Consider the following 17,728-nt stretch of genomic DNA (forward strand, 5'->3'; position numbering starts at 1 on the left):
GCTCATTACATACTTTTTAGTCTTACGACTAAAATTTTACTTGTTTATCTAAAGTAATTAACTGGTCTAACGAAATATTATTTCGTTATTTTACCTATTTCTCTGTTTAATTTTCAAAGACCAATTTTATTTGTCATCATCGGACGACTTCTACTATTTTATCAGTTTAGTTTCATATTGTCAACATATTTTTAATAATCATCACAAAACTTCTTTACACAATTATTAATATATGATTACTTGTCATCAGCAACATTTAACATTTTATCACAGAAAATATATCATATACTTTAGTTTAAAGTAATTAAAATAAAACAAGTTCGTTATTCTTTAATTTTTAACCTTTCTCTCTATATACCTTATATTGATACACCAGGATAGTTATCTTAAGCTATCCCTACAATAAATGATAAAATTAGTAATTATCATATATGTTAAGTATTCTCCTTTATAGCTTAGAAATATACTATCATAAAACAATTTATTTATAAAAAATAAAAGTATAGGGCATCTTCCAAGGAATAACTAAGGTACTAAGTAGTTATTTCTTTGAATATGCCCTACTCTATTCTTGTTTTACTATTGGAATAACCCATCTTCATTATAATAATATTACATTAATTTACTAAAAATTATTAGAAATATCACTCCTGGCACTCCTAAAAATCCTGCAATAAGTGCGGTTACAGCATTTATTGCAATAGTTATACCCACATACTCGCCCACAAAATTAACAAATAGTAAAAGTAAAACTCCCAACGCTCCATTCAATACTAACTTACCTAAGACTTTTAACGGCCAAGAAAAAAGTTTTACTATAATTACCATGCCCACTATAGCAATTAAAAAATATAATACTACTTCCATATCCAAATCCCCCTATGTTAATCTAAAATTTTAATCTTACTTATTATTAATAATATACTTATAACTTTATAAAATATTATCAATTTATAAAAAAAATTATACATTAATAACATCAAGTTCTTCTATCATATAGCTAGCATCAATAGTAACGCCCTTTTTCCTAGCTTCTAATAAAAAATATATGTATTTAGCTTTACATTCGTCTTCCCTATGGATTGCATAATCTATAAGTTTGGGATCATCTGCCACTGCAAAATATTTTTTTGCTGCTTCCCATTGAAGTTTAGCTTCTTCTAATCCCATAATAATATCTTTCTGTTCCTCAGTATATTTTAGGTTTGAAAATAATATTTCAATTATTTTTTTTCTGTTCATAATAAAAAAACCTCCCATTTTATATCTTTTTTAAATTCTTGACATAAAACAGGAGTAATATTCTATATTTCTTTTCTTCCTTCCATAGCTTTAGAAAGTGTTACTTCGTCAGTATATTCTAAATCTCCACCAACTGGAATACCGTGTGCAATTCTTGTAACTTTTGCACCTAGTGGTTTTAATATTTTAGATATATACATTGCTGTAGCCTCTCCCTCTATGTTTGGATTAGTTGCTACTATTACCTCGCGAACTTCTCCATTAATTCTTCTTATAAGTTCTCTTAATTTTATATCTTCAGGACCTCTACCTGCCATAGGCGATATTGTTCCATGAAGAACATGATAAACCCCATTAAATTCTCTTACTCTTTCCATGGTAATAATATCTTTCGGATTTTCAACTACACATATAATACTCTTATCCCTGTTAGGGTTAGAGCAAATTGCGCAAGGATCTGTATCTGTAAAACATCCACATACAGAACAGTATTTTAAAGTTCCTCTAGCTTTAACCAGTGCGGAAGCAAACTCTTCCACTTCTTCCTTTGGAAGGTTCAGAACAAATAATGTAAGCCTCTGAGCTGTCTTTCTCCCTATACCTGGGAGTTTAGCAAATTCTTCTATAAGTTTTTCTATTGCCACTGGATAAAAATCCACTCTAGTCACCTCATAACAATATAGCTTTTAAACTACTTTTTATTAAAACATTCCTGGCATATTTAATCCGCCTGTTAATTTACCCATTTCACTACTTGTTTCTTCTTCTGCCTTTTTTAGTGCCTCATTACAAGCACTCATAATTAAATCCTCAAGCATTTCAACATCATCTGGATCTACTACCTCTGGTTTTATCTTTACCTCAACTAATTGTCTCTTTCCATTAGCTATTGCAGTGACTGCTCCACCACCAACAGATGCTTCAAATCTCTTATCTCCTAAATCCTTTTGCATTTCTTCCATTTGTTGTTGAAATTTTTGTGCTTGTTTCATTAAACTATTCATATTTCCACCCATACCTGGAAATCCACCTTTTGCCATAATAGTTACCTCCTATTTATTAGTTATTAATTTAATATTATTATATTTATCTCTTTTAGATTTATAACAAATAACACTTAATTTAATTGTTTATAATCTAAACTGATATATATTTTTGATCCATTATACCTATTCTTTATTATTATATACTAATACCTATAATAATTTCCATAAAACAAATAAATATTTTTTATAAATAATATGCATTTATTCTAACCCTTACTCATCTAGTATTTCTACAAGATCTTCCCCAAATGTTTCTATTAGAATATCCTCCGGTGATTTGCTTTCTTTTTCCTCAGCTTCTACAGTATATTTTATTTTTACTGGTTCTTTTAGTGATTCAGAAAATGTTTCTTCTATTATATTTCTATTTTCCTCTTTCTCAAGCCTAATTTTATTAAATGCATATTGTTTTTCATAACTTAACTCTATTACGCCACCTTCGCAGGACGTAATTTCTCCAGTAAGCAACGAAGCATATATTACCATGTGTCTTTTCGCTTTAAACATGTCTAAAATATCCTTAAAAGACTTTTTAACGGTATCCACAGTTAATTTAGAATTAGGATTAAACTTTTTCACTGGTCTTATTTGAATGTTTTTCTTTTGTGCATTTTCTTTTGTTTCATTATTTTTTCCAGATACCACAGGAGTTATACTTTCACAAGCTACAGTTATTTTTCCCTGTTTTATTATTTCTTCTAATTTGTTTATTCTAGATAATAACACTTCTTTTGATGTGTCATATTCTATTTTGCACATTTTAATAACTGCAAGTTCTAAATAAATTCTATTTTGTTTACTCCATTTAGCTTGCTCCTGTGCATCTTGAAGTATCTTTATGTTTCTCATGATTTCCTCTACTCTAATTTTAGATGCTTGCTGTTTTAGAATATTTATATTTTCACTAGACATATCTAGAATTTCTTCTACATTGTCACTTACTTTAGCCATTAGTAGATTTCTCATATGAGTAGTCATATCTTTTATAAATACATATATATCCTTACCACTAAAAACTATTTCATTTATACTCTTTATAGCGCCTTCAATATTTCTATCTATTATATTGTTGGAAAGTATTATAAGACTTTCAGACGTCACAAGTCCCAACATATCTATAACATCATCATACTCTATCTTACCTTCATTCATTGATATAGATTGATCTAAAATACTTAGGGCATCTCTCATTGCTCCATCAGAAACTCTTGATATTAATTTTAGACTATTATCCTCTACATAAACACCTTGTTCCGTAGCAATTTTCCTAAGTCTATCAAATATATCTGCACTTTTTATCCTTTTAAAGTCAAATCTTTGACATCTAGATAGTATAGTTATTGGCAATTTTTGAGGATCAGTTGTGGCTAAAATAAATATTGTGTTACTTGGCGGTTCCTCCAGTGTCTTTAAGAAAGCATTAACTGCCCCTATTGACAACATATGAACCTCATCTATAATGTATACTTTATATGTAGCTTCCTGAGGTGGATACTGGACATCTTCAATTATATCCCGGATATTATCTACTCCATTATGTGAAGCTGCATCTAACTCAATAACATCTATTGCTGTTCCCGAATCTATCTTCAAACACATTTCACACTTATTGCAAGGCTCTCCATGATCCGAATTTGTACAATTAACCGCTTTTGCCAGTATCTTGGCCGTTGAAGTTTTTCCCGTTCCTCTTGTACCACATAAAAGATATGCATGAGCAATTCGTTTACTATTTATTTGATTTTTTAAGGTTATAGTAACATGCTCCTGACCTACTACATCTTGAAAAGTTTTTGGTCTCCATTCTCTATATAAAGCCTTATATGCCACAAATTCCACCTCTTTTAAGTAATAGTGTATATTTTGATTGCAAATACTTATAAAATAACAAACATAATTCTTATGATTTGTATTTACCCTCTTAAATAAGTATATCATTTAAATCAAATTATAAGCTTATATTTATAAAAAAAAAGATGCCATAATAGGCATCTTATCTTTTAATTGTAGACCGTACACCTGGCTTCGATGTATAAACTATGCGCGTTACCTATACAGTTAGCTCAAATCAGGTTGATCCACGGCACATAGAAATATTCACTTACCGCTGCTTCCTTCCGGACCTGACGGGGTTCATGAGTTTCCATTGCGTGGGGCCCAATTCTCAACACCACTTATATAGGTCAGACCACACATTTTATAACCTAAGCCAGGAATTCACTCCTGCTGTAGCGGATTGCAGGTTACAGGACACCGCTAACTCCCCAGCTAGTACGGAAATATAAACTGGCGGAAAGAGAGGGATTCGAACCCTCGGTAGAGTTTCCCCTACACACGCTTTCCAGGCGTGCTCCTTAAGCCACTCGGACATCTCTCCATAAAGTATAAAACATAGTATATTTTGTGCTTTGTATGCACAAAAGTAGTGCAACAAAAACAATTATACTATTAATAAGTAGTAAGTTCAATAGTTTTTTATTTAAATATTTTTGAAACTTATCCCAACCTTAGATATTATTCTAAGGTCTTCCTTTTGTAATTAATTGCAATGAATATAATCCATAGCGCAATTCCTGCTAAACTTATTAGTTGTGCTACCCTTATACCTGCAAACATTAAACTGTCAGTTCTGAGTCCTTCTATAAAAAACCTTCCAATAGAATATAATCCTATATAGGTGAAAAACACAGTTCCTTTTTTATATGTCTTTGTTAATAAATAAATCAATATTAAGCATACCATCACATTCCACATTGATTCATATAAAAAAGTTGGATGATAATATACTCTGTCTATTAGCATTCCCTTTTGTATGAAATTAGGGAATTTGCTTATAAAAGCTTGAGTAACTGGTCCACCATGGGCCTCACTGTTAAAAAAATTCCCCCATCTTCCTATTGCCTGACCAATAATTATAGATGGTGCTGCAACATCAGCAAATTGCATAAGATTCTCTTTTTTATACCTTGTATATATTAATGCAGCTAGCATGCCAAATATAACCCCACCATGTATAGCAAGCCCACCTTGGCGAATATTAAATACTTGTATTAAATTATCCCTATATTGATCAAATTCAAAGACTACATAATATGCTCTAGCGCCAATAATAGCTATAGGAAAAGATATTAATATAATATTTAAAAGTTCATCATAATTAGCACTTTTTAACTTAGACGTATAACTCGCCAGTATAATTCCAACCATCATTCCTGTTGCAATAAAAATACCGTACCATGCAACCGGTAATCCAAATATATTAAAAGCTATTGGATCCATAAGTTACCCTCTCCTTTTGTATTAAATTTTTTATAAACTCACTAAAACACAATTAAATCATCATCTGCGATGCTGCAATATTAACGACTTCAGAAGGAGATTTATACTCCCACTGAAGTTTTTTATTTGTTAGTGTATGTAACTCCAACTTATAGAAGTGGGAGACTTTCCTTCTGAAATGTCGTTAAAAGAATCAAGTCTATTAATTGAACTTGATTCTTTAAAATCAATTTAACAATAATTATTACTTACTATGGTAAAAAAGTAAAGAAAAATCTTTAAAATTTATTTCTTATTTCATATTTAGTATGCAAAATTTTATGACTTAAATGGCTACCAGGTTTCCCTAAAAACTCCTCATAAATTTTAGTTATATATGGATTCTTATGGGATTTTCTAATAGGAAGATTTCTATCCTCATCATATATAGCTTTTACTCTTTCCTCCTTAACATTAATTTTTTCATTTATTTCAGCAGAAACTATTGGCTGACCTCCACCAGTTACACATCCACCTGGGCATGCCATAGCTTCAATAAAATCATAATGCTTTTCACCCTTTCTAACTAATTCCAATAATTTTCTAGCATTACCCAGTCCATGAGCCACGGCTGCAGTTATATTTCTTCCATCTGGCAATTCTATACACACTTCTTTTATACCCTGAAGGCCCCTTACATTTGAGAATTCTATTTTCTCTAATTCACTTCCAGCTAGGAGTTCAAATATAGTTCTTAAAGCTGCCTCAGTAACTCCTCCCGTTGCACCAAAAATTACTGATGCCCCAGTAGATTCTCCAAAAGGACTATCAAACTCTTCATCCTTTAAATTAACAAAATCTATACCTGACTCTTTTATCATTTGCGCTAGTTCTCTTGTTGTTAAGACATAATCTACATCCATCATACCGTCATTTCCTAATTCTTCTCTTTCACCTTCAAACTTTTTACCAACGCAAGGCATAATTGAAACAACAACAATTTTCTTAGCATCAATACCAGCTTTCTTAGCAAAATAACTTTTAATTAGAGCACCTTCCATTTCACTAGGAGATTTGCAAGTAGATAAATTAGGAATCATATCATGAAAATTGTGTTCAACAAATTTTACCCATCCAGGGCAACAAGATGTCATTAGCGGAAGATTTTCTCCACTAGCTAATCTACTTAATAACTCTGTTCCCTCTTCCATAATAGTAAGATCAGCCGCAAAGTCAGTATCAAACACTTTATCAAAACCTATTTTTCTTAATGCTGATGTCATTTTGCCAGTAACGCGACTACCTATAACCATTCCAAATTCTTCACCTAATGCTACTCTTACCGCTGGTGCTGTTTGGACTACCACATATTTATCCGGGTCTTCTATAGCTCTCCAAACGGGCTTTATACTGTCTTTTTCATGCAAGGCCCCCACTGGACATGCTAAAATACACTGGCCGCAATTCACACATACTGAATCCTTAAGAGTTCTCCCATATATAGGGGTAACCAAAGTTTCAAACCCTCGATCTGAAAAGTTTATTGCATGAACGCTTTGAACGTTTCCACAGGTTGCAATACATCTCCCACAAAGAATACACTTTTCAGCATCTCTTACTACTGAGCTAGAAGAATTATCTAAACTTCCACAACTTTTCTCTCCACTATATCTTATGTCTCTAATATTTAAATCTTTTGCTATTGCCTGTAGCTGACAGTTCTCACTTCTTATACAAGTTGTACATTCCCTTTTATGGTTAGATAATAATAACTCAACCACCATTTTTCTAGCTTCACGAACGTCAGGGGTGCTAGTTTTTATATTCATTCCATTTTCAGCTACAAGTGTGCATGCAGCTATCAATTTTTGACCTACTTGCACCACACACACTCTACAACTAGCCACCTCATTGATTTCTTTTAAAAAACATAAGGTAGGTATTTTAGCACCAACTAATTTTGATGCTTCAAGTACCGTAGTTCCTTTTTCAACTTCTACCTTTATTCCGTCTATAATCAAATTTACTGTTTCCATTTTATTCACCTCCTAGAATAAATATTATATTTTAACAATAGCTTTAAACCTACATATGTGTATACACATACCACATTTCAAGCATAAATCTTGGTCAATTACATGCACTTGTTGCAATTTGCCGCTAATAGCACCTATATTACAATTACGAGTACATAGTCCACAGCCTTTGCACTTATCCTCTAAAATTACATATTGAACTAAAGACCTACAAATTTTAGCTGGACATTTTTTATCTTTTACATGAGCAATATATTCATCTCTAAAATGCTTTATAGTAGAAAGAACTGGATTAGGCGCAGTTTGACCAAGCCCACATAGGGCAACTTTTTTTATTCCCAGGGCTAAATGTTCGAGTTTATCTATATCCTCCATTTCGCCATTTCCCTTTGTGATCTTTTCAAGCATTTCAAGTAATCTTTTAGTTCCAATTCTGCAAGGAGTGCATTTACCACAAGACTCATCCTTTGTAAAATCAAGGAAAAATCTAGCTACATCTACCATGCAATTATCTTCATCTAAAACTATCATACCTCCGGATCCCATCATTGATCCAAGAGCAGTTAAGGTATCATATTCAATAGGAGTATCTAAATCACTTTCTGAAATACATCCGCCTGATGGTCCTCCTGTTTGAACTGCTTTAAATTTCTTTCCATTAGGTATCCCTCCACCTATATCAAAAATAGTTTCCCGAAGAGTAGTTCCCATAGGAATTTCAATAAGACCAGTATTGGTAATTTTACCTCCCAATGCAAAAACCTTTGTACCTGAGCTTTTCTCTGTACCTATTCCCCTAAACCAATCAGCTCCTTTTAAAATAATAGGAACAATATTCGCAAAAGTCTCAACATTATTTATAATTGTTGGCTTGCCCCAAAGTCCACTCACTGCTGGGAATGGTGGTTTTGGCGTAGGCATGCCTCGTCTACCTTCAATTGACTGCATGAGAGCCGTTTCTTCTCCACATACAAAAGCACCCGCGCCAAGTCTTAACTCTATATCAAAACTAAAATTCGACCCTAAAATATTTCCTCCAAGCAGTCCATATTCCCTTGACTGATCAATAGCTATTTGAAGTCTTTCTACAGCTAGTGGATATTCCGCCCTAACATATATAAATCCTTTGCTTGCTCCTATAGCATAGCCCCCTATAGTCATAGCTTCTAGCACGGAATGTGGATCTCCTTCTAGAACTGATCTATCCATGAAAGCACCGGGATCCCCCTCATCTGCATTACAAATTATATATTTTTCATGGCCGCCTTGCTTAGCTGCAAATTGCCATTTCATCCCTGTAGAAAAACCGCCGCCGCCTCTTCCTCTAAGTCCTGACTTCACAACGTTTTCAATAACTTCTAGTGGGGACATTTCTGTAAGTACCTTTTCCAAAGCCTTGTACCCTTCACAGGCTATATATTCATCAATATTCTCTGGATCTATAATTCCACAATTTCTTAATGCTATTCTTAGTTGTTTTTTAAAAAAATCTAATTTATTAAGGTTTCTAACCTTTCCCTCACCCTCAGAAACTTGGTACTTAAGCCGTTCTAATACTTTATTGTGAATAAAATGAGATTCTACAAGCTCCGCAATGTCCTCCGTTTTTACTTTGTTATATAAAACTCCATCTGGATAAACTAGTACAACAGGTCCCAGTTCACAAAGTCCAAGACATGATGTTCTTAATACTTCAACTTCATGATTTAAGTTATGCTTTCTTATTTCCGACTTTATAGTTCTATAAAGATCTACTGATTCTGGAGAAATGCATCCCGTTCCTCCACAAACCAGTACCTGAGCGCGGTAAACCTCCATTATAATCCCTCCCCCTATTCCTTACTTTAGATGAAATTTAATAGTCGTTATCTATAGTATAGTCATTAAGAATTTTTCCCTTAATTACATGCATTGTATATTCATCTCTAACTGTCCCAACTAGTACATGACTAGCTACAACTCTTCTTGCTTTATAAGGAGACATCTTAACATAAGTTACTTTTTCTTCTCCAGGCCTTATAATTTCTACAATAGGTTCTAACCTACATACACCTATGCAACCAGTTTTTGCTACTACTACATTCGCAAGTCCAAGTTTATTAACTTCATCTAAAATTGCATCATAAACTTCATCCGCTCCTGCCGCTATTCCACAAGTAGCCATGCCAACAAGAATTCTTGTACTTTTTCTATTTAAACCTTGGTTAACTCTATTAAAAGTATTTCTTCTTATCTCTTCAAGGTCTTGCACTGTCTTCATTAATATACCTCCATAAATAAATTCACTAAGCACATTTTTTTACTTATATTCTTCAATTATCCTTATTACATCATCAGGTATTAATCTTCCATATACTTTGTCATCTACCATAAGAACTGGTGCCAATCCACAGGCTCCAAGGCATCTAGCGGCTTCAAGTGTGAACTGTCCGTCCTGGGTTGTCTTGCCTACCTCAACTTCTAGAATACTAGATAATCTTTCTAAAATATCCTGTGCCCCTTTTACATAACAGGCAGTACCAAGACATACCTTAATTATATGTTCTCCCTTAGGTTGCAGAGAAAATTGCGAGTAAAAAGTTGCTACTCCATAGATTTCAGACATAGGAATACTAAGCTTCTCTGATACTATTTGTAACGCACCCTCCGGCAAAAATCCGAAGATTTTTTGTACCTCATGAAGTACCGGAATTAAAGCACCTTTCATATCTTTGAATTTCTTAGTAATGTCCTTTACTTTTTCATATCTAATGTCGATTTCCCCACATTCTTTGCAGCATTTTTCCTGGGTCATTAAAAACATCTCCTTACATTAAATTCAAAAAATATTTTTTATTTTATTGTATGACTCAACTGTTAATAAAATATCAATTTACAAATTAATAATACAACTTTTAACCCCCTATGTAAACGTATTTTATTGAATATTGGCAATATTCTGTTTTTTAAATTTACTTTATTTTGTCTCATTAAACTTTAGTATAAAAAAAATAGATAACTCTAAAATTTTAGAGTTATCTATTTTTAAAAATTCTTTGTTATATTATTTCAAATTTATATTTTTTTCTATGAACTTTTCAACCTCGTCCGCTGTAGGTAAGTTAACAACTTGATCTGCTAAAATTTTCATTTCGCTTTGAGATATATTCCTAATAATTCCTCTAGCTTTTAGAATAGATATAGGACTCATACTAAATTCATCTAGTCCCATACCAATTAAAATAGGTATTATCTTAGGATCTCCTGCTACTTCTCCACACATACCCACCCATTTATTTTCTTTATGAGCACTTTCTATAACCAACTTTACTAATCTTAGTAATGCTGGATGGAATGGATTATATAAATAAGATATTTTCTCATTCATTCTATCTACCGCAGTTGTGTATTGAATAAGGTCATTAGTTCCTATGCTAAAAAAGTCTACCTCTTTAGCTAACATATCAGAAATAATAGCCGCTGCAGGTATCTCTACCATAATTCCCACTTCTAGATTATCGTTGAATGATTTTTTTTCTTTCTTTAATTCATTTTTAACATCTTGCAAAATAGCCTTTGCTGCTCTTAATTCTTGAATGCTGGATATCATAGGAAACATTATTTTAATATTTCCATAAGCACTAGCTCTAAGTATAGCTCTTAATTGAGTTTTAAATATATCTACCTTATCTAAACAAACCCTTATAGCTCTATATCCTAAGAAGGGATTCATCTCTTTAGGCAGATTTAAATAATCTAATTCCTTATCTCCACCAACATCTAATGTTCTAATAACCACAGGTTTATTTTTCATTCTCTGTGCAACTTCTTTGTAAGCTTCATATTGCTCTTGCTCAGTTGGTGCCGACTCCCTATCCATATATAAAAACTCTGACCTATATAAGCCTATACCTTCACCGTCATGTCTTATAACACTATCCAAATCCTTTGGAGTTCCAATATTGGCGGATAATTCTACTTTTATTCCATCTTTAGTGATACTTTCTTTTCCTATTAATAACTCCATCTGTTTCTTGGATTTATTATATTCTGCTTTTTTCTCTTGGTAAATATTTACTATTTTTTCTTCTGGATTAACATATACTAAACCTTCTTCACCGTCAAAAATAATTAAATCTCCATTTTTAACTTTAGTGGTTATCTCTTTTACCGCAACTATAGCCGGAATTTCTAAAGTCCTAGCCATTATAGCAGAATGAGATGTTCTTCCACCAATTTCTGTTATAAACCCTAAAACCTTGTTTTTGTCTATCTGTGATGTATCTGAAGGTGTTAAATCATGAGCTACTATTACAACTTCATTAGCTAAATTACCAAAATTAACTTCTTCAATATTTAACAATTTTTTCATAAGTCTTGATGTTACATCCTTAATATCTGCTGCTCTTTCTTTCATGTATTCATTGTCCATAGCATCAAACATAGCTATGAACGTCTCTGATATTTCTTTTAGTGCCCACTCGGCATTGACTTTATCGTCTTTGATTTTTTTCTCGATTTGCTCTAACATTTCAGGATCTTCTAATATCATTAAATGTGCTTCAAATATGGTTGCTTCCTTTTCACCCATACTTTTTAGTACACTATTATATATCTCTTGAATTTCACTCTTACTATTTTCCATTGCCGCCTTGTATCTTTCAATTTCCTCTTCACAGTTTACAATACTTTTTTTCTCTATGACAATTTTCTTTTCTTCTTTTAATAATGCTTTTCCTATTACTATTCCAGGCGAAACTCCAATGCCTTTCATTTAATTACCTCCTTATAAGCGAAATTCACCCCTTGCAGTAAACTTAAGTGTTTTTACTGACCTAGGAGTGAATTTTACTTTATACTTAATACTTTTTAAAGTCCTACAATCTCTTGCTCAATTACTATTCTTAAACCTTCTACAGCCTTTACCTCATCGTCTCCAGTTGCAATAATTTTAATCTTATCACCTTTTGAAGCTGCCATACTTAATATGTTTATTATACTTTTTGCATTATACTCTTTACCGTCTTTGATTAAAGTTATATGTGAACTAAACTTAGATGCTTTTTTTGCAAGAATACTAGCTGGTCTTGCATGTAAACCTTGTTCATTCATCAATACAATTTCTGCTTCGTACATAGAAATATCTCCTTTTTATCTTAGATTCCGATTAAAATCAAATTATTTTTTAATGCTTTCATTTATATTTTACTCTATTCTGCATTTATAAACAATGATTAAATTTATTAATATTGTGTTGAATTATTTATTGATATCCTTCTTTAATATTATTTATACTTTAATATTAAAATTATGCTTTAATGTTAACATCCTCTTTAACTGAAACATCCTTCTTTAATACTGAAACCATAAGCGCGGTTACTACAGTACCAACTATTATAGATACGGCATATAGACCTACATTAGTAACTGCATGAGGAATAAATAGTACAAATACACCACCATGAGGAACTGCTATAGCTGCTTTAAATACCATAGATAGTGCTCCAGTAACAGCTGAACCTACCATTAATGAAGGTATTATTTTAAGTGGATCTGCTGCAGCAAATGGTATTGCGCCCTCTGTTATAAATGCAGCCCCTAACGCCCAAGCAGATTTTCCTGCTTCTCTTTCTTCTGCTGTGAATTTCTTTTTTGCTATAACTGTTGCAAGCGCTATTCCTAGTGGAGGAGTCATTCCTGCCGCCATTACTGCTGCCATTATCATCGAAGTTTGACCAGCAACCACCGTTGCCGCTCCAAAAGTATATGCTGCTTTGTTGAATGGTCCACCCATATCAAATGCCATCATAAGTCCAATAATAATTCCGAGAATTGCTGCGTTTGTTCCACTTAAATTAGTTAACCAACCAGTCATTGCTACATTTATAGCAGTTACAGGTTTTCCTATAACAAATACCATTATAAGTCCTACTATCAATGTAGATAACACTGGCAATATTATAACCGGCATTAAACCTTGTAATGATTTTGGTAGTTTTATTATTTTCTTTAATAAAACTACAGTATAACCAGCTATGAAACCTGCTGCCATTCCACCTAAAAAGCCAGCTCCTACCGTTGAAGCAAGTAAACCACCAACCATACCTGGTACAATACCCGGTCTATCTGCTATAGAGAATGCTATAAACCCTGCCAATATTGGATACATAAGTCCCATAGCAACACCACCAACGTCCTTTAATGCAGCAGGTATAGATCCTTCTACTTTAAATGCATATATTCCAAAAGCAAAAGAAAGTGCAATTAAAATACCTCCCGCTGCTACAAAAGGAATCATATAAGAAACTCCTGTCATAAGGTGCTTATAAATACCTTTTCTTTCAACTTTTTCTTCTTTTATTTCACTGCCTTGTTTTGAAGTATTTTTATTTTCTAATTTTATGTCTATTGCTTTCTGAATAAGACCCTTTGCATCTTTAATTGCATCTTTTACGCCAACTTCAATTACAGTCTTTCCTGCAAAACGTTCCTTTGAAACGTTAGTGTCTGCTGCAATTATTACTACTCTGGCTTCCCTTATATCTTTCTCTGTCAATTGATTTTCTGCCCCCACAGATCCTTGAGTTTCTACTTTAATTTCTTCACCCATTTCCTTTGCTGCCATTTCAAGAGCTTCAGCTGCCATATAAGTATGAGCTATTCCTGTTGGACATGAAGTTATTGCTACAAATTTCATAAATTTTCCCCCTTTAGTATAATAGATTATTTATTTTAAAAAATTGTTTTTAACATACTGTCTATTGTTCTAATAAAGTAATTATTTCCTGCGCATTCTTAGCTTTCATTAAACTATCTCTTAACTCTTTATGCATTAATTTCCTAGAAATTTGGCTTAATATTTTCAAATGTTCATCACTTGACTCTTCAGGTACTGCTATTAGAAAGAATATATGAGCTAGTTCATCGTCCATAGACTGATAATCAATTCCCTCAGTACTTTTTCCAAATACTAATGCAGGTTCTTTAACTCCACTACTTTTACCATGAGGAATAGCTATTCCCATACCTATTCCTGTTGAAAATTCCTTTTCTCTATCCATTACAGCCTTTATGTATATATCACTATCTAGTAATTTTCCATCTTCATCTAACATTTTTGCCATTTCTTTTATTACGTCCTCTTTTGTTTTACTAGTAAGTTCAAGTTTAATTAGATTAACATTTAATAATTCAGTAATATTCATTAATAATCATCCTTTCATTATATAATTTATAGTTATTTTGTTATGTAATTTATAGTTATTTTCTTTTTAAGGTTCTCTATGTCAACAAGTCTTCCTGTTTGAGTTCCTTTCGTCATTACATTCGCTGTACTTGTTGCACACGCTAGCTTCATAGTTTCTTCGAAACTATATTTTTCTTGAACTGCTACAGCCATTGCTGCAACCATTGAATCACCAGCTCCTACAGTACTCTTAACTTCTACCTTTAGGCCTTTTACTTTTGCAATTTTATCATTACTTATGAATATTGACCCTTCTGATCCTTGTGATATTACTACATATTTTACTCCATACTCTAATACTTTTTTAGCAATTTCAATAACTTCATCCTGGTTATTAATACTCACACCAAAGGCTTTTTCAAGTTCTTCGACATTTGGTTTCACCATATATGGACCAGCCTTGATTCCCTCCATTAATAGTTCACCTTCAGCATCTAATATAACCTTGCCGCCCTTATTTTTTACACTTTTAATTATTTCACCATATATAGATATGTCTACTCCACTTGGTACACTACCCGAAAGCACTACTAAAGAATCTTCTTTGCAATATTCCGCGATTTTTTCTTTTATATTTGTAATATCTTCTTTACCTAAGCTAGGTCCCCTTTCATTTATATCTGTATGTGTATTATTTACCTTATCAAATATTTTTATATTAGTCCTAGTTTCGCCTTTTAAAGATAAAAAATCATTGTTAATATTTAGCCTATCCAAATAATTTTTTATTTGATTACCACTGCCCCCACCTAAAAAACCTAAAGCCATGCTTTCATGTTTTAATTCCTTAATAACTTTAGATACATTAATACCTTTGCCACCAGCATCAACTCTTGTAGACGAAATTCTATTAACACAGTTAATTTTAAATTCATCTATTTCTATGGTTTTATCTAATGCTGGGTTTAGAGTCACTGTTATTATCATTTTTTCACCCCTTGTTTTGCTTTTATAATTTTCACTTCTTTTTCTTTAAACTTTTCTAATACTTCATCGTCTAATTGATTATCTGTAATAATTAAATCAATACTATCTAGGTCAACTATTTTAGCAAATGAAACTTTGTTGAATTTAGTATGGTCGCATACTACTATAATTTTCCTGGCTATTTTTATCATTTCTCTTTTTGTATTTGCTTCAATAATATTTGGAGTAGTTATCCCATTAATAATGCATAAACCATTAATGCCTATAAAAGCTTTATCTACCCTAAAGCTTTTAAATGTATTATCTGCTACCGGTCCCACAAGTGCTCTGGTTTCCCATCTCAATGTGCCCCCCGTAACAATAACCTCTACATTCTGTTTTTTAGCAAGCTCAAAAGCTATGTCTACTGAATTTGTTAGCACCGTAATATTTTTAGCTGTTATATTCCTTGCAATATTAAGAGTAGTTGTCCCTGCATCTAGCACTATGGTATCCCCATCTACTATCATGGATGCGGCAAGCTTTCCTACGGATTCTTTCTCGTCATAAAACTTATCTATCTTTTCTGAAAACGTAGGTTCAAATTTAGTATTATCATTTAATACCGCTCCACCATGTACCCTTTTTATAAGTTCCGACTCTTCTAATTCTTGAAGGTCACGCCGTATGGTAACTTCCGACACTTCATATGTCTTAGATAATTCACACACTTTTACTTTTCCATTTCTATTTAAACTATCTAATATTTTTAATTTTCTTTCCTCTGCAAACATAATTTTCAAACTTCCTTTTATCATATTTAGAATAACAATGTTCGTTTTGGTATGTTTAAGTTTCATTTACTTTCGCTTATGTTCATTTTAGTATATTATGATATCGTTGTCAATAAGAAAAAAATGTTTTTTATGTTAATTTTTACTTTTGTTTTATAATTATGTATTGTCATTATAATAATTTTAAAAAAACAAAAACGAAACCCTTTGGCTTCGTTTTTATTATATTAACTCCATTTAAAATATATAATTATTTATCTATTAGCTCCTATTTAATAACAAACTATACTATTCATTTTCTAAATAGCTTTTCAAAAGTTCCTCTATTTTTGGAGTACATCTATGCCCTTTACATCCACCAGAACCAGCTCCTGTAGCCTTTTGAACTTCCTCAACAGTCCTTGCTCCATTAAGAATAGCCTTTTTTATTGTAGATCTAGGTATGGCTTTACATAAACATACCTTTGTAAGTTTATCCATTATTTCATTGTTTATATTCTGATCCATCATATTTTTCTCCTTTACATTATCTTTTATCTTTAAAAAAATCTGTCAATAAATTACCACATTCCTCGTTATATAACCAATTTATCTCTGTCCAATGATTTAATGCTTCATTTTGAATAAGATTTATAACTGAGCCACAAGCTCCTACACTAGGATCAAAAATTCCTATATATAATTTATTTATCCTAGACTGTAATATAGCTCCTGCACACATAGGACATGGTTCTAATGTTACATACATGTCACATCCAGTTAATCTCCAACTACCTAATACCTCGCAAGCTTTTTTTATAGCTAAAATTTCTGCATGAGCAGTAACATCTTGAAGTATTTCTCTGAGGTTATGGGCTCTCGCAATTATTTTATTATCTTTTACTATAATTGCACCTACAGGTACTTCATGTAATAATAATGATCTTTTTGCTTCTCTTAGTGCTTCTTGAATAAATGCATTTTCCATATGAACCCCTTTACTTTAATGATAATTATTATTAATTAGTTTTTATTATACTTCTTAGCTTTGCAAATTTCAATCCATTATATATTTTTATTTAATGGCTATAATATTTATTTTATAATAAAATAAAAAAACTAGCAAAGTAATACTTCACTAGTTTCCTTGGTGCACACGAGAGGAGTCGAACCTCCGGCCTTCCCCTTAGGAGGGGGACGCTCTATCCTACTGAGCTACGGGTGCATATTTAATTGTACCCT

Annotated in this window: 18 protein-coding genes, 2 tRNA genes and 1 other RNA gene; all 21 read right to left on the reverse strand. The window is 32.2% G+C overall.

Annotated elements, in window-relative coordinates; translation table 11 throughout:
* Positions 1 to 612: 612 nt before the first annotated feature.
* Positions 613 to 867 carry a pro-sigmaK processing inhibitor BofA family protein gene (locus ACREVU_RS18700; protein ID WP_431553113.1) on the reverse strand — a complete coding sequence of 85 codons (255 nt, stop codon included), beginning with the start codon at positions 865 to 867 and terminating at the stop codon, positions 613 to 615.
* Between the two features lie 96 nt (positions 868 to 963).
* On the reverse strand, positions 964 to 1,242 hold the full coding sequence (locus tag ACREVU_RS18705) for a DUF2508 family protein (protein ID WP_431553114.1): 279 nt from the start codon (positions 1,240 to 1,242) through the stop codon (positions 964 to 966).
* A 62-nt stretch (positions 1,243 to 1,304) separates the two neighbouring features.
* Positions 1,305 to 1,901 carry a recombination mediator RecR gene (gene recR / locus ACREVU_RS18710; protein WP_431553115.1) on the reverse strand — a complete coding sequence of 199 codons (597 nt, stop codon included), beginning with the start codon at positions 1,899 to 1,901 and terminating at the stop codon, positions 1,305 to 1,307.
* Positions 1,902 to 1,943: 42 nt separating this feature from the next.
* A complete protein-coding gene (locus ACREVU_RS18715) occupies positions 1,944 to 2,282 on the reverse strand; it encodes a YbaB/EbfC family nucleoid-associated protein (RefSeq protein WP_216166307.1) in 339 nt (112 codons plus the stop codon).
* Positions 2,283 to 2,501: 219 nt separating this feature from the next.
* Positions 2,502 to 4,118, reverse strand: a complete 1,617-nt coding sequence (gene dnaX, locus ACREVU_RS18720; protein ID WP_431553116.1) for a DNA polymerase III subunit gamma/tau — start codon at positions 4,116 to 4,118, stop codon at positions 2,502 to 2,504.
* Positions 4,119 to 4,299: 181 nt separating this feature from the next.
* Positions 4,300 to 4,565, reverse strand: an RNA gene (gene ffs, locus ACREVU_RS18725) — signal recognition particle sRNA large type.
* 10 nt (positions 4,566 to 4,575) lie between these two features.
* Positions 4,576 to 4,665, reverse strand: a tRNA-Ser gene (locus ACREVU_RS18730).
* A gap of 137 nt (positions 4,666 to 4,802) precedes the next feature.
* Positions 4,803 to 5,567, reverse strand: coding sequence for a prolipoprotein diacylglyceryl transferase (gene lgt, locus ACREVU_RS18735; protein WP_431553117.1), 765 nt, complete (start codon positions 5,565 to 5,567; stop codon positions 4,803 to 4,805).
* Between the two features lie 278 nt (positions 5,568 to 5,845).
* The gene (locus tag ACREVU_RS18740) at positions 5,846 to 7,582 is read right to left on the reverse strand and encodes an NADH-dependent [FeFe] hydrogenase, group A6 (protein WP_431553118.1); all 1,737 of its coding nucleotides are present in this window, start codon (positions 7,580 to 7,582) and stop codon (positions 5,846 to 5,848) included.
* Between the two features lie 24 nt (positions 7,583 to 7,606).
* Positions 7,607 to 9,400, reverse strand: coding sequence for an NADH-ubiquinone oxidoreductase-F iron-sulfur binding region domain-containing protein (locus tag ACREVU_RS18745; protein ID WP_431553119.1), 1,794 nt, complete (start codon positions 9,398 to 9,400; stop codon positions 7,607 to 7,609).
* A gap of 37 nt (positions 9,401 to 9,437) precedes the next feature.
* Complete coding sequence (locus ACREVU_RS18750) at positions 9,438 to 9,842, reverse strand: (2Fe-2S) ferredoxin domain-containing protein (protein ID WP_431553120.1); 405 nt, start codon at positions 9,840 to 9,842, stop codon at positions 9,438 to 9,440.
* 39 nt (positions 9,843 to 9,881) lie between these two features.
* Positions 9,882 to 10,376, reverse strand: a complete 495-nt coding sequence (gene nuoE / locus ACREVU_RS18755; RefSeq protein ID WP_431553121.1) for an NADH-quinone oxidoreductase subunit NuoE — start codon at positions 10,374 to 10,376, stop codon at positions 9,882 to 9,884.
* A gap of 249 nt (positions 10,377 to 10,625) precedes the next feature.
* Positions 10,626 to 12,335 (reverse strand): phosphoenolpyruvate--protein phosphotransferase, encoded by a 1,710-nt coding sequence (gene ptsP / locus ACREVU_RS18760; protein ID WP_431553122.1) that lies wholly within the window; start codon positions 12,333 to 12,335, stop codon positions 10,626 to 10,628.
* A 95-nt stretch (positions 12,336 to 12,430) separates the two neighbouring features.
* A complete protein-coding gene (locus ACREVU_RS18765) occupies positions 12,431 to 12,697 on the reverse strand; it encodes an HPr family phosphocarrier protein (RefSeq protein WP_431553123.1) in 267 nt (88 codons plus the stop codon).
* Between the two features lie 172 nt (positions 12,698 to 12,869).
* On the reverse strand, positions 12,870 to 14,258 hold the full coding sequence (locus ACREVU_RS18770) for a PTS fructose transporter subunit IIC (RefSeq protein ID WP_431553124.1): 1,389 nt from the start codon (positions 14,256 to 14,258) through the stop codon (positions 12,870 to 12,872).
* Positions 14,259 to 14,319: 61 nt separating this feature from the next.
* Entirely contained in the window at positions 14,320 to 14,766 is a 447-nt protein-coding gene (locus tag ACREVU_RS18775) for a PTS sugar transporter subunit IIA (RefSeq protein ID WP_431553125.1), read from the reverse strand.
* 32 nt (positions 14,767 to 14,798) lie between these two features.
* Positions 14,799 to 15,734: a 1-phosphofructokinase gene (gene pfkB, locus ACREVU_RS18780; RefSeq protein ID WP_431553126.1), complete on the reverse strand. Its 936-nt coding sequence runs from the start codon at positions 15,732 to 15,734 to the stop codon at positions 14,799 to 14,801.
* Complete coding sequence (locus ACREVU_RS18785) at positions 15,731 to 16,507, reverse strand: DeoR/GlpR family DNA-binding transcription regulator (RefSeq protein ID WP_431553127.1); 777 nt, start codon at positions 16,505 to 16,507, stop codon at positions 15,731 to 15,733. The genes pfkB and ACREVU_RS18785 overlap by 4 nt, the downstream gene beginning before the upstream one ends.
* Positions 16,508 to 16,795: 288 nt before the next feature.
* Positions 16,796 to 17,014 carry a (2Fe-2S)-binding protein gene (locus ACREVU_RS18790; RefSeq protein ID WP_431553172.1) on the reverse strand — a complete coding sequence of 73 codons (219 nt, stop codon included), beginning with the start codon at positions 17,012 to 17,014 and terminating at the stop codon, positions 16,796 to 16,798.
* A 19-nt stretch (positions 17,015 to 17,033) separates the two neighbouring features.
* On the reverse strand, positions 17,034 to 17,474 hold the full coding sequence (locus ACREVU_RS18795; protein ID WP_431553128.1) for a nucleoside deaminase: 441 nt from the start codon (positions 17,472 to 17,474) through the stop codon (positions 17,034 to 17,036).
* A 160-nt stretch (positions 17,475 to 17,634) separates the two neighbouring features.
* Positions 17,635 to 17,711 (reverse strand) — tRNA-Arg (locus ACREVU_RS18800).
* Positions 17,712 to 17,728 lie beyond the last annotated feature (17 nt).

It is taken from the genome of Clostridium sp., assembly GCF_050717535.1.
GTDB lineage: Bacteria > Bacillota > Clostridia > Clostridiales > Clostridiaceae > Clostridium_AD.

Coding starts and splice junctions, on each gene's coding strand:
- nuoE (WP_431553121.1), bottom strand. CDS start 10,376: ATGACCCAGGAAAAATGCTGCAAAGAATGTGGGGAAATCGACATTAGA.
- ACREVU_RS18705 (WP_431553114.1), bottom strand. CDS start 1,242: ATGAACAGAAAAAAAATAATTGAAATATTATTTTCAAACCTAAAATAT.
- ACREVU_RS18700 (WP_431553113.1), bottom strand. CDS start 867: ATGGAAGTAGTATTATATTTTTTAATTGCTATAGTGGGCATGGTAATT.
- pfkB (WP_431553126.1), bottom strand. CDS start 15,734: ATGATAATAACAGTGACTCTAAACCCAGCATTAGATAAAACCATAGAA.
- ACREVU_RS18790 (WP_431553172.1), bottom strand. CDS start 17,014: ATGGATCAGAATATAAACAATGAAATAATGGATAAACTTACAAAGGTA.
- ACREVU_RS18715 (WP_216166307.1), bottom strand. CDS start 2,282: ATGGCAAAAGGTGGATTTCCAGGTATGGGTGGAAATATGAATAGTTTA.
- ptsP (WP_431553122.1), bottom strand. CDS start 12,335: ATGAAAGGCATTGGAGTTTCGCCTGGAATAGTAATAGGAAAAGCATTA.
- ACREVU_RS18745 (WP_431553119.1), bottom strand. CDS start 9,400: ATGGAGGTTTACCGCGCTCAGGTACTGGTTTGTGGAGGAACGGGATGC.
- ACREVU_RS18775 (WP_431553125.1), bottom strand. CDS start 14,766: ATGAATATTACTGAATTATTAAATGTTAATCTAATTAAACTTGAACTT.
- ACREVU_RS18795 (WP_431553128.1), bottom strand. CDS start 17,474: ATGGAAAATGCATTTATTCAAGAAGCACTAAGAGAAGCAAAAAGATCA.
- lgt (WP_431553117.1), bottom strand. CDS start 5,567: ATGGATCCAATAGCTTTTAATATATTTGGATTACCGGTTGCATGGTAC.
- ACREVU_RS18750 (WP_431553120.1), bottom strand. CDS start 9,842: ATGAAGACAGTGCAAGACCTTGAAGAGATAAGAAGAAATACTTTTAAT.
- ACREVU_RS18770 (WP_431553124.1), bottom strand. CDS start 14,258: ATGAAATTTGTAGCAATAACTTCATGTCCAACAGGAATAGCTCATACT.
- ACREVU_RS18740 (WP_431553118.1), bottom strand. CDS start 7,582: ATGGAAACAGTAAATTTGATTATAGACGGAATAAAGGTAGAAGTTGAA.
- ACREVU_RS18785 (WP_431553127.1), bottom strand. CDS start 16,507: ATGTTTGCAGAGGAAAGAAAATTAAAAATATTAGATAGTTTAAATAGA.
- ACREVU_RS18765 (WP_431553123.1), bottom strand. CDS start 12,697: ATGTACGAAGCAGAAATTGTATTGATGAATGAACAAGGTTTACATGCA.